This is a genomic window from Streptomyces cyslabdanicus (assembly GCF_052663305.1).
In genome coordinates this window covers 21,258-33,404 of sequence record NZ_JBQRUW010000003.1, presented here as the reverse complement: position 1 = coordinate 33,404, position 12,147 = coordinate 21,258, and the positions used below count along the sequence as shown (strand labels likewise).

The 12,147-nt window shown below is 71.0% G+C and carries 8 protein-coding genes; 2 read left to right on the top strand and 6 right to left on the bottom strand.

The window, feature by feature from the left end; all coding sequences use genetic code 11:
• Positions 1-17: 17 nt before the first annotated feature.
• Together ACTYVM_RS02335 and ACTYVM_RS02330 are read right to left on the bottom strand one after the other, a co-directional pair.
• Positions 18-800 carry an SDR family NAD(P)-dependent oxidoreductase gene (locus ACTYVM_RS02335; protein WP_445524277.1) on the bottom strand — a complete coding sequence of 261 codons (783 nt, stop codon included), beginning with the start codon at positions 798-800 and terminating at the stop codon, positions 18-20.
• A gap of 53 nt (positions 801-853) precedes the next feature.
• Entirely contained in the window at positions 854-1,480 is a 627-nt protein-coding gene (locus tag ACTYVM_RS02330; RefSeq protein ID WP_445524276.1) for a TetR/AcrR family transcriptional regulator, read from the bottom strand.
• A 182-nt stretch (positions 1,481-1,662) separates the two neighbouring features.
• Here ACTYVM_RS02330 and ACTYVM_RS02325 point away from each other — a divergent pair, with 182 nt between their 5' ends.
• Positions 1,663-2,577 (top strand): ABC transporter permease, encoded by a 915-nt coding sequence (locus tag ACTYVM_RS02325; RefSeq protein WP_445524275.1) that lies wholly within the window; start codon positions 1,663-1,665, stop codon positions 2,575-2,577.
• Positions 2,570-3,379 carry an ABC transporter ATP-binding protein gene (locus ACTYVM_RS02320; RefSeq protein WP_400033993.1) on the top strand — a complete coding sequence of 270 codons (810 nt, stop codon included), beginning with the start codon at positions 2,570-2,572 and terminating at the stop codon, positions 3,377-3,379. Before ACTYVM_RS02325 ends, ACTYVM_RS02320 begins: the two co-directional genes overlap by 8 nt.
• 240 nt (positions 3,380-3,619) lie before the next feature.
• On the opposite strand, the gene ACTYVM_RS02315 is transcribed toward ACTYVM_RS02320, so the two are convergent.
• From ACTYVM_RS02315 to ACTYVM_RS02300, 4 genes are all read right to left on the bottom strand, one after another.
• Positions 3,620-5,134, bottom strand: a complete 1,515-nt coding sequence (locus ACTYVM_RS02315; RefSeq protein ID WP_445524274.1) for a DUF2339 domain-containing protein — start codon at positions 5,132-5,134, stop codon at positions 3,620-3,622.
• A gap of 246 nt (positions 5,135-5,380) precedes the next feature.
• Positions 5,381-10,312 carry an NAD-glutamate dehydrogenase gene (locus ACTYVM_RS02310; protein WP_445524273.1) on the bottom strand — a complete coding sequence of 1,644 codons (4,932 nt, stop codon included), beginning with the start codon at positions 10,310-10,312 and terminating at the stop codon, positions 5,381-5,383.
• 495 nt (positions 10,313-10,807) lie between these two features.
• Positions 10,808-11,476: an HAD family hydrolase gene (locus ACTYVM_RS02305; protein ID WP_445524272.1), complete on the bottom strand. Its 669-nt coding sequence runs from the start codon at positions 11,474-11,476 to the stop codon at positions 10,808-10,810.
• 79 nt (positions 11,477-11,555) lie between these two features.
• Positions 11,556-12,071, bottom strand: coding sequence for a DUF6912 family protein (locus tag ACTYVM_RS02300; protein WP_445524271.1), 516 nt, complete (start codon positions 12,069-12,071; stop codon positions 11,556-11,558).
• Between the last annotated feature and the right edge of the window lie 76 nt (positions 12,072-12,147).

Below are 12,147 nucleotides of genomic sequence, written 5' to 3'. Positions count from 1 at the left end.
TCACCTTGATCGGGGGATCAGTCCATGGACATCCCGCCGTTGACCGCGGCCGTGGTACCGGTCATGAAGGCGTTGTCCTCGCCGGCGTAGAACGCGACGGCCTGGGCGACGTCGTCCGGGTGTGCCAGACGGCCCACAGGAGTGGCGGCCACCTGCCGCCGCTTGTACTCCTCGTCGAGCACACCCGCCATCCGGGTGTCCTCCACCGGGCCGGGCTCGACGATGTTGACGGTGATGCCCCGAGGGCCCAGTTCCTGGGCGAGGTACCGGGCGAACTGCGTCAGCGCCGCCTTGGCCGTGCCCAGTGCGATCATGCCCTCGCGTGGGCGGCGGCTGAGGCCGGTGCCGAGATAGACGATGCGTCCCCAGCCCTGTCGGGTCATGGCGGGCAGGACGGCTTTGGTGACCGTGAACGCCGCACGCATCTCGTCGTCGAGCTTGCCGCCCAGTTCTGCCCACGTCATGTCCTGGAACGGCTTGATCACATACGGGGTGAGCGCGTTGTGCACGAGCACGTCGACGTCTCCCCACGCCGCCCGGACCTGCTCACTCATCCCCTCGACCGCCGCCGCCTCGCGCACGTCGGCCTGCACCGCCATGGCCTGGCCGCCTGCGGCCTCGATGCCGGCGACGACCTCCTCGGCCGCCTTGGTGTTGCGGAGGTAGTTGACCACTACACGCTTTCCTCGCGCGGCGAGAAGGCGCGCCGTGGCCGCACCGATTCCGCTGCCGGCCCCTGTCACCAGTGCCACCCTGCCGCCATCTCCAGTCACGGACCCACCTCCTGCCGGCGCCGGCATACAACCGCGTCCACACGCTGCTCCGCGTTCCACGGCTTCCCGTACTTATGCCGTCAAAGAGCTTTGATCGCCTCGGTCGTCGCCCGGGTGAGGGCGGCCAGGTAGCCCTTGGGGAGCTTCGGTGTGCGGATGACGACCGCGCGCCAGTACAGCGGGCCCGAGATCAGGTCGAGGGCCAGGTCGAGGTCCAGACCGGGCCGGATCTCGCCACGGTGCTCGGCCGCCGCCAGGATGCTGCTGGCCACGCTCTCCTGGCCGTCCCGCAGCGCCTTCTGCATGGCCTCGGCGATGTCCGGGTTGCGGGCCGCCTCCGCCTGGAGGTCGGGGATGATCTGCGAGGCCACGGGGTGGCGCAGGGCCCGGGAGGTCACCTCGTAGAGCAGCCGCAGGTCGCCCTCCAGGGAGCCGGTGTCCGGCGCGGGCAGGCCCTGCACGGCGAGCGCCGAGACGATGTCCAGCACCAGATGCAGCTTGGAGCGCCACCGGCGGTAGACGGCCGTCTTGCCGACGCCCGCGCGCCGCGCGATCCCCTCGATGGACATCCGCGCGTAGCCGACGGACGCCAGTTCCTCGAAGACCGCGGCCCGGATCGCCTCCGTCACATCCTCGCGGAGCACTGCCGCTCCGGCGGGGACCCGGCGGCGGGGGCTCGTCTGGGGCTCGTCGGCGTTCGTCGTCATGGGCCCCAGCATAGGGCGTTACGACGAAACGGTTGCGTTGCGACGTCACTTCGCCGTACGCTCGCGTTGCGACGATACGGTGCCGTTCCGACGTAAGAGAACGTGAAGAGAACCGTAAGGAAACGAGCGGCGACGACAAGCCGGACGCCCGCACCCCCTCCCCCCGAGCGAAAGCAGCGGATGTGAGCCAGGTCCTCCACACACCGCCTCCCACCCCGGCCCCGGCCGAGGACGGCCTCGCGGCGCTCGCCGCCCGCCACGGCCTGTCGGTCAGCGGCGCCCGCCCCTCCCTGCCCGAGTACGTCCGCCAGCTGTGGGCGCGGCGCCACTTCATCAGCGCCTTCGCCACCGCCAAGCTCACCGCCCAGTACAGCGAGGCGAAGCTCGGCCAGCTCTGGCAGGTCGCCAACCCGCTGCTGAACGCGGCGGTGTACTACTTCATCTTCGGCGTCCTCATCGGCACCAGCCGCGGCGTGGCGGACTACATCCCGTTCCTGGTGACGGGCGTGTTCATCTGGACGTTCACCCAGAACTCGATCATGGCGGGCACCCGGGCGATCTCCGGCAACCTCGGCCTGGTGCGGGCCCTGCACTTCCCGCGGGCCGCGCTGCCGGTCTCCTTCGCGCTCCAGCAGCTCCAGCAGCTGCTGTTCTCGATGGTCGCCCTCGTGGCGATCCTGCTCGGCTTCGGCATGACGCCCGGCCTGTCGTGGGTACTGGCCTTCCCGGTACTGCTGCTCCAGTTCGTGTTCAACGCCGGCGTCTCCATGATCATGGCCCGGATGGGCGCCAAGACGCCGGACATCGCCCAGCTGATGCCGTTCCTGCTGCGCACCTGGATGTACGTCTCGGGCGTGATGTGGAGCATCGACAAGACGCTGAACCACAGCAGCATGCCGCACGTGCTGAAGGTGCTGCTCCAGTCCAATCCCGCCGCCGTCTACATCGACCTGATGCGCTTCGCGCTGATCGACAGCTTCAAGGCGCACCAGCTCCCCCACCACGTGTGGGCGTTCGCGGTGGGCTGGGCCCTGCTCGCCGGGGTCGGCGGCTTCATCTACTTCTGGAAGGCTGAGGAGACGTACGGCCGTGGCTGAGCTGAACACCGACAAGATTCCCACCGTCGTCGCCGACGGGGTCGACATCGTCTACCGGGTCAACGGCACCGGTTCCGGCCGAGGTTCGGCGACCGCCGCCCTCAACCGGATCCTGCGCCGCGAGAAGGCCGAGAAGGCGGCCGGCGTACGCCGGGTGCACGCGGTCAAGAAGGTCTCGTTCGTCGCCTACAAGGGCGAGGCCATCGGCCTGATCGGCACCAACGGCTCCGGCAAGTCCACCCTGCTCAAGGCGGTCGCCGGACTCCTGCCCGTGGAGAACGGCAGGATCTACACCGACGGTCAGCCCTCGCTGCTCGGTGTGAACGCGGCGCTGATGAACGACCTGACCGGCGAGCGCAACGTCCTCCTCGGCGGACTGGCCATGGGCATGTCCCGCGAGCAGGTCAAGGAGCGCTACCAGGACATCGTCGACTTCTCCGGCATCAACGAGAAGGGCGACTTCATCACGCTCCCGATGCGCACCTACTCCTCCGGCATGGCCGCCCGGCTGCGCTTCTCCATCGCCGCCGCCAAGGACCACGACGTCCTGCTGATCGACGAGGCGCTGGCCACGGGTGACCGTTCCTTCCAGCGCCGCTCGGAGCAGCGGATCCGCGAGCTGCGGGCCCGGGCCGGCACGGTGTTCCTGGTCAGCCACAGCAACGCCTCCATCCGCGACACCTGCGAGCGCGTCCTGTGGCTGGAGCGCGGCGAACTGCGCATGGACGGCCCCACCGAGGAGGTCCTCGAGGCCTACGAGGCCTTCACGGGCGGCCCCGACAAGAAGAAGGCCAAGAGCTAGTGCCGCGGCGGGCAACGTTTGCCCGTGAAGGAGCGGCGTCCGGTGCGTGCTCTCGGTGTGCCGGCCGGAAGTCCTCGTACTGGATGTACTCGGGCTTTCGGCCGGTGCGGCGAGAGGGCGTGCCGGGCGTCGCGACGGGGCGAACGTTGCCTGTCGCGGCACTAGTGCCGCGGCGGGCGACGTTCGCCCGTCAAGGAGCGGCGTCCGGTGCGTGCGCCCGTCCCGCGTCCGGCGTGCCGGTCAGGGGGTGACCGCGTACAGGACCTGGCCGTCGGGGCCGCGGGTCACCACGCGCAGTTCGCGGTCGCGGCGAGGCCTGCTCCCGTCCACGACCCAGCGCACGTCATAGGTACGCAGGATGTCCCTGCGCACGCCCTCCGGGGTGCGGCGCGTGTAGTAGCGCCGCACCGCCCACTCGCGCCGCGACTCGTCCGGCAGGAAGAAGTCCGGGTAGCCGGGGGCGACGGTGTAGGCGCCGTAGGCCGGGATCAGCCGGGAGGGCAGGTCCCGGGCCATGACCACGTCCCCGTACTTCACGTACGGGGTGATCCAGTGGTACCCGGTCCACGGCGGGGTGTAGTCGGCCGCGAGCACGTCCGGCAGCGCCGCGCCCCCGACGGCGTACCCGAGCACCCCCGCCTGGGCCCACGCGCCCAGGGCCAGCGCGCCGCCCAGCATCCACGCCCAGCGGGTGCGCACGGCCCGCCGGCCGCCCTGCACCACCTCCAGCGCGGCGGCGAGCTGGGCCGGGACGAGGGCGGCGGGCAGGGTCCGGCCCCAGGCGTAGTGGCCCGTGCCGAAGCCCACCGCGCACACCAGCACGCCCAGCAGACAGAAGATCACCAGCGGGTCCCGCCGGTCGCGCCGCCACCGCAGGACCAGCGCGGCGACTCCGAGCAGGGCCAGCCAGTAGCGGCCGACGAAGCGTGCGTAGAGGGCCCGGTGCACCTCCTCCAGATCGCGTCCGGCCGAGAGCAGGGCGAAGAAGTCGTAGTACGGCCACAGCCACAGCACCAGCAGGCCCAGGGCCGCCCCGGCGGCGAGCCGCGGCCACAGGGCCCGCGGGGGCCGGTGCGCGAGCACCGCGGCGAGACCGCCGAGCGTGGCGACGAATCCGGTGAACTGATGGCACAGCAGGATCAGCGCCCACAGCGCCCCGAGGCCCAGCCACACCTCCCACCCGGCCGCCGCGCGCAGCGCCCTGGTGAGCCACGCCCAGTAGTGGAAGGCGAGGCCGAAGGCGAACACGCTGGGGTACGACACCGTCAGCGCCAGGGAGTTGAGGGAGAGGAAGCCGCTCCAGTTGATGAGCTCCGTACCCCACAGGAGAACCAGGCTCAGGGCGGCCAGGGCGGGCGCGGCCCGGTGCGCGCTCAGCGTCCTGACGTACCGCCACACGCCCGTCGCGAGCAGCGTGAGCCCGGTGAGCGCGGCGAGCCGCAGCACGACGAACACCGACAGGCCGCTCATCCGGGCGGCGCAGCCGAGCAGCACCATCCACGGCGAGTAGTACGGGCTCGGGGTGACGGCGTCGACCAGCGGATTGCCGGGGTGGAACAGGCTGTGGCGCAGCCTCTGCACGGTCGCCGCGTGCATGCCCAGGTCGCCGGCCCAGGGCAGCCGGACGATGACCAGGAGCAGCAGGGCGGCGACCAACGCGGCGGCCACACCGGGCGCGTGGGCCCCTCCCGGGGCGGCCGTCGGCCGAGGGGCGACTGCGGGCGCTGACGGTACCTCAGGCGGCGCGGTGCGCATCGTGCCGGAAGAGCCGGGTGCGACTACCGAGGGAGTTCACGCGGCAACTTTATACGAATGATCCCGTTCCGCCGGAAAGGATAAATTCGGCGTGCGGCGTTTCCTGGACCGGGGCGACTCCTGGATGGGGGCATTCCCGAACCGGGGCGTTCCCGGCCCAGGGCGGGAAGACGGCATGGACGACATGAGGGCGCCCCGGACCGGAAAGGTCCGGGGCGCCCTCGGGTACGGGTCGGCCTCCCGCGGTTACGAGTGCGTCCGCAGCAGCGTGCGCATCGTCCGCATCGCCACCGACAGGTTGGCCAGATCGAACGCGTCGGAGCTGCGGATCTCCTCGAGCGTGGCCCGCGCCCGGGACAGGATCGCCCCGTTCTTCTGCTCCCACACCTTGAAGCGCTGCTCCGGCGTGGCGGTGCCGTTGCCCGCGGCCAGCACGTCCGCGGTCAGCGCCGCGTGCGCCGCGTACAGGTCCTCGCGGATCGCCGCACGGGCCATGGACTGCCACCGGTCGGCGCGCGGCAGCTCGATGATGCGGTCCATCAGCTGGGCGATGTGCAGGCGGTCGGCGAGGTCGTAGTACACCTCGGCGACGTCCATCGGGTCCTTGCCCATGCGGTCGGCCACCGAGACGATGTCGAGCGCCGGGAAGGCGGAGGAGAACCCGGCCACGCGCGTGGCCAGCTCGTCCGGGACGCCGGCGCCGGACAGCTCGTCGTAGACCTGCTGGTACCACTCCAGGTCCGCGCCCTTGAGCAGCTTGGGCAGCTCTGCCCACACCTGCCCGACCCGCTCGGAGAAGAACTCCACGGTCTCGGCGAGCTCCAGCGGCTGCGGCCGGTTGTTCAGCAGCCAGCGCGTGCCGCGCTCGACCAGGCGGCGCGAGTGCAGACGGATCCGGGTCTGGACATCGGCCTCGACCTTGTTGTCCAGTGCCTCGACCGCGTCCCACACCGGCGCCGAGCGGAAGATCGTGCGGGCCACCGTCTGCGCCCTGACGATCTCCTCCAGCGACGCGCCGGTCTCCTCCCGCAGGCGGTGCAGATACGTCGTACCGCCCGTGTTGACCGTGTCGTTGACCAGGACGGTCGTCGTGATCTCACGGCGCAGCGGGTGGTTGTCGATCCGCTCGGTGAACTGCTCGCGCAGCGCGGTCGGGAAGTAGGTGTGCAGCAGGCCGCGCAGGTACGGGTCGTCCGGCAGCGAGGTGTGCAGCAGCTCCTCGGCGACCGTGATCTTCGTGTAGGCCAGCAGGACGGCCGTCTCCGGACCGGTCAGGCCGTGCCCGGCGGTCAGCCGCTCACGGATCTGCCGGTCGGTGGGCAGGAACTCCAGCGCCCGGTCCAGATGGCCCTCGCGCACCAGGTGCTTCATGAAGCGCTGCTGGGCGTGGAGCATGTCCTTGGACTGGGCGAGCGCGTTGGCGATCGCGGTGTTCTGCGCGTAGTTGGTGCGCAGCACCAGCGCGCCGACCTCGTCGGTCATCTCGGCGAGCAGCTTGTTGCGCTGCTTGACGGTCATGTCGCCGTCCGCGACCAGGCCGTTGAGCAGGACCTTGATGTTCACCTCGTGGTCGGAGGTGTCCACGCCGGCGCTGTTGTCGATGGCGTCGGTGTTGATCCGGGCGCCCTGCATGGCGCACTCGATCCGGCCGAGCTGGGTGAAGCCCAGGTTGCCGCCCTCGCCGACGACCTGGACCCGCAGGTCGCGGCCGTCGACGCGGATGGCGTCGTTGGCCTTGTCGCCGACGTCGGCGTGGGACTCGGTGGACGCCTTGACGTAGGTGCCGATGCCGCCGTTCCACAGCAGGTCCACCGGGGCCCTGAGGATCGCCCGCATCAGGTCGGCCGGGGTCATCTTGGTGATGCCGGGCTCGATGCCGAGGGCCTCGCGGATGTGCGCGTTGACCGGGATCGACTTGGCCGTACGCGGGAACACGCCGCCGCCCGCCGAGATCAGCTCGGCGTTGTAGTCCGCCCACGAGGAGCGCGGCAGCTCGAACAGGCGGCGGCGCTCGGCGTAGGAGACGGCCGCGTCCGGTTCGGGGTCGATGAAGATGTGCCGGTGGTCGAAGGCGGCGACCAGCCGGATGTGCTCGCTGAGCAGCATGCCGTTGCCGAACACGTCACCGGACATGTCGCCGATGCCGACGGCCGTGAAGTCCTGGGTCTGGGAGTCCACGCCCAGCTCCCGGAAGTGCCGCTTGACCGACTCCCAGGCGCCGCGGGCGGTGATGCCCATGCCCTTGTGGTCGTAGCCCGCCGAGCCGCCGGAGGCGAAGGCGTCGCCGAGCCAGAAGTCGTACGACTGGGCGACCTCGTTGGCGATGTCCGAGAAGCGCGCCGTGCCCTTGTCGGCGGCGACCACCAGGTAGGTGTCGTCGCCGTCGTGCCGCACGACGTCCTGCGGGGGCACGACCTCGCCGGCGACCATGTTGTCGGTGATGTCGAGCAGCGCCGAGATGAAGGTCTTGTAGCTGGCGACACCCTCCGCCATCCAGGCGTCCCGGTCCACGCTCGGGTCGGGCAGCTGCTTGGCGACGAAACCGCCCTTGGCGCCGACCGGCACGATGACGGTGTTCTTCACCATCTGCGCCTTGACCAGGCCGAGGATCTCGGTGCGGAAGTCCTCGCGCCGGTCGGACCAGCGCAGACCACCGCGGGCGACCTTGCCGAAGCGCAGGTGCACGCCCTCCACACGCGGCGAGTACACCCAGATCTCGTACGCCGGGCGCGGCGCGGGCAGGTCCGGGATGGCCTGCGGGTCGAACTTCATGGAGACGTACTCGTGCGGCCCGCCGCCCCGCGCCTCCTGGAAGAAGTTGGTGCGCAGGGTCGCCTTGATGACGGTGAGGAAGGACCGCAGGATCCGGTCCTCGTCGAGGGAGGCCACCTGGTCCAGGGCCGCGTCGACCTCTTCCAGCAGCGCGTCCACCAGCTCGTGCCCGGCGCGCTGGCGCTCCGGCGACATCCGCGCCTCGAACAGGGAGACCAGCAGCCGGGTGGTGTGGACGTTGTTGCGGAGGGTGTCCTCCATGTAGTCCTGGCTGAAGGTCGAGCCCGCCTGGCGCAGGTACTTGGCGTAGGCGCGCAGCACCATCGCCTGGCGCCAGGTCAGCCCGGCGCCCAGCACCAGGGCGTTGAACCCGTCGTTCTCGGCCTTGCCCGTCCAGGCGGCGGCGAAGGCGTCCTGGACGCGCTCACGGGCGTCGTCGCCGAGGTGGTCGCCGGCGCCGGACTCCTTCGGCATCCGCAGACCGAAGTCGTAGACCCAGGCCGTCGTACGGTCCGCGCAGCGCAGTTCGTACGGCCGCTCGTCGGTGACCTCGACGCCGAGCCGGCTGAGCACCGGCAGCACGGCGGACAGGGAGACCGAGCCGCCCTTCTGGTAGATCTTGAACCGGCGCTCCTCGGGGGCGGCGCCCACCGGCTCGTACAGGCTCAGCGCGAAGGTCCTGTCCTCGTTCAGCTGCTCGAGGTGGCACAGGTCGGCGACCGCCGCGCGCGGGGTGTGGTCGGCCTTGTAGCCCTCGGGGAAGGCGCCCGAGTAGCGGCGCAGCAGCTCCGCGGCGCGCTCCTCGCCGAGTTCGGCGGTCAGCGCCTCGGAGAAGGCGTCCGTCCAGGAGCGGGCGGCCTCGACCAGGCGGGCCTCGATGCGCTCCTTGTCGCCGTCGGACAGCTGGGGCAGCTCGGTGCCCTGCGGCACGCGGACGACGAAGTGCAGCCGGGAGAGCACCGACTCGGTGTTCCAGGCCGTGAAGTCGACGCTGGTGCCGCCCAGCTCCTCCTTCAGGATGTCGATGATCCGCAGGCGCACGCCGGTGGTGTAGCGGTCGCGCGGAAGGTACACGAGGGCCGAGTAGTAGCGGCCGTACTCGTCCTGGCGCAGGTACAGGCGCAGCCGGCGGCGCTCCTGGAGGTACAGCACGGAGGTGGCGATCGCCTGGAGCTCGCCGACCGGGGTCTGGAAGAGCTCGTCGCGCGGGTAGGTCTCCAGGATCTGGAGCAGGTCGCGCCCGTCGTGGCTGTGGGGCGAGAAGCCGGCGCGCTCGAGGACCTCTTCGACCTTGCGGCGGATGACCGGCACCCGGCGCACGGACTCGGTGTAGGCGGCTGACGAGAACAGGCCGAGGAAACGGCGCTCGCCGATGACCTCGCCCTTGTCGTTGAACTTCTTGACGCCCACGTAGTCCAGGTAGGACGGCCGGTGGACGGTGGCCCGGCTGTTGGCCTTGGTCAGCACCAGCAGCTTGTGCTCGCGCGCCTTGGCGCGGGCGTCGGCGGGCAGCCGCTCGAAGGACGGGCTGACCGGGTGGCTGTCGTCGCCGGCGTGCGGCGGGTCCGCGCGCAGTATGCCCAGACCGGTGCCGGCCACGGCGGCCAGGGAGTCGTCGTCGCGCAGCCGGTACTCGCGGTAGCCGAGGAAGGTGAAGTGGTCGTCGGACAGCCAGCGCAGCAGCTCACGGGCCTCCTCGACGTCCTGCGTGCGCAGCTCGCCGGGCACCGGCTCGGCGGGCAGCTCCTCGGCGAGCCGGGTCGCCGCCTGGCGCATCTTCTCCCAGTCCTCGACGGCCTCGCGGACGTCGGACAGCACGCGCACCAGGTCGGCGGTGATCTGCTTCAGGTCGGCCCGGTCGGTCTCGCGGTCGGTCTCGACGTGGATCCAGGACTCGATGTGCGCGTCGTGCGGCAGCTCCTCGCCGGGGGCCGCGCTGGGCAGCACCTCGATGAGCTTGCCGGTGACGTCACGGCGCACCACGAACTGCGGGTGGATCACGACGTGGATGCCGCGGCCCTGGCGGGTCAGCTCGTTCGTCACGGAGTCCACGAGGAAGGGCATGTCGTCGGTGACGACCTCGACGACGGAGTGGCTGCACGTCCAGCCGTTCTCCTCGACGGTCGGGGTGTGGACCCGGACGTTGGCCGTGCCCTGCGGGCGGTTCTCGGCCAGGCGGTAGTGGGAGTAGGCGGTGCCGAAGACGTCGACCGGGTCACGGTCGGCGAGGTCCTCCGGGGCGGTGTGCAGGTAGAAACGCTGGAGGAACGCGAGCACGGACTCCCGGTCCGGCATGCCCTCGCCCGTCGACCCGGTCGGGATGTGTCCCCCGAGCGGACTGTTCTCAGCTACCCGGGCGGCCCTCTCGAGCAGCTCGGCCTTGGCTTCGTCCAGCTTGGTCTGCATTGTCCTCTGGCTCCTGTCGCGCGCCGTTGCGTGACGTAGAAGGAAGTACGGTCTCTTCCTCTCCGGCGTGACGCCGCGGCCCGGAATGTCCGGTGTGCTTCGACGCTATGCCGGAAAGTGAGATGAGCGGGGGGATATCAGCCATCTTCGACGCGTCCGGCGGGTGTGACGCTGCTCTCCACCGCGTCCGTACCCGTGTCCGTACCCGTGGATGACGTGGCGTCCTCGGGGCCGCCGGGGCCCCTTCCCGCCCGCGAGGACCAGCGACCGCCGCCCGGACACGGATGCGGTCCGTGCTCACCGGGCGCACAACGGAGGCGGCGGCGCCCCCGCGAACTATCGCGCTGATCACCCCACCAGGCTATCGCTCCTCACCGGGGGCCCGTCATGAGCCGTATGTGTACAAAACCGGGGGTGGAAGTTTGACGTTCTGCACAGGGGTGGTGGCGGTGAAGGCGGCGTATGGCTCCGCCGCGCGCGCCGCTCGCCCGGCCCTCACCCGGCCAGCCGCTGGGCCTCCGCGACCGCCTCCCGAAGGGTGTCCACCACCGGCACGCCCGCCTTCTCCAGGCTGGCCCGGCTGTGCGAACCGCCGGTGTAGAGCACCGCCCGCGCCCCGACGTGCAGTGCGGCCACCGCGTCGTCCGCCGCGTCCCCGATCACCACCGTGCGCACGGGGTTCACCCGGTCGGACAGCGCGCCGAGGTGACGCACCATGTGTTCGGCCTTGCTGCCGCCGGAACGTCCCGTCCGCCCGTCCACCCGGAGGAAGTGCGGCTCGATGCCGAAGCCCCGCACCAGCGGGACGAGGTCCTCGTGCCCGTACATGCTGAGGATCGACTGGCTGTGCCCGGCCGACGTCCATCCGGTGAGCAGCTCCACGGCACCCTCGGTCAGGGCGCATCTGGATCGGTGCTCGGAGTAGTACTGGTGGAAGACGCCGTCCATCGTGTCCCACTCGGCCTCGGTGGGCAGCCGGCCCAGCAGGCGCTCGTAGAACTTCGGGATCGGCACGCAGTACAGCGCGCGGTACTGCTCCAGTGTGATCGGCTCCAGGTCCAGCTCGGCGAAGGCCGCGTTCGTCGCGCCGATGACCGCGTCGTTGTCGTGGAACAGCGTGCCGTTCCAGTCCCAGACGATGTGCGTCCCTGACTGATTCCCCATACCGGAAACGTACCCGCCGCCACTGACAATCAGGACAACGGCAGGTCACGGACCGCGGTGCGGGCGCGGACCGCGGGCTTCAGCCGTCGAGCCCGACGAGGTTCGTGATCTCCTGCGTGGCGTACCAGAGCAGCTCGTGGTCCTCGGCCCCGTCCACGACGAACTGGGCGTCGTCGTCGCCCGCGTCCGCCGCCCCCAGGGCCTCGGCCGCGGCGGTCACGTCCGCCTCCGCGTCACCGGCGTCGACGTGCACGGCTGCCGCCTTGGCCAGCCGCACCGGCCCGGCCACCCGCACCTCGCCGAGCGCCGCCGGGTCGAGCCCGCGGTCGGGGTCGGCCGTCGCCGCGCTGTCGGGTACGTCCACGGCGACCACCACGCGGCGCCGCGGTGCGCCCGGGTCCAGCGCCAGCAGCCGCAGCGAGGCGAGCGCGGCCCGGTTCAGCGCGGCGTACTCCAGCTCCTCGATGTCGTCGGAGAGGTACCACTCGCGCAGGGCGGGCGTCACGGCGTACGCGGTGAGTGCCCCTGCCCCCAGTTCGCCCGCCTTGTGCGCCTCGGCGAGGCCCGAGAGGGTCAGGGGGACGTAGACACGCATGGCAGGCCGCTTTCGTGGTCGGAGGGCTCGCCGCCCGGACGGCCTTCAGGATACGTGCGGGAGCCCCCTTTCGAGT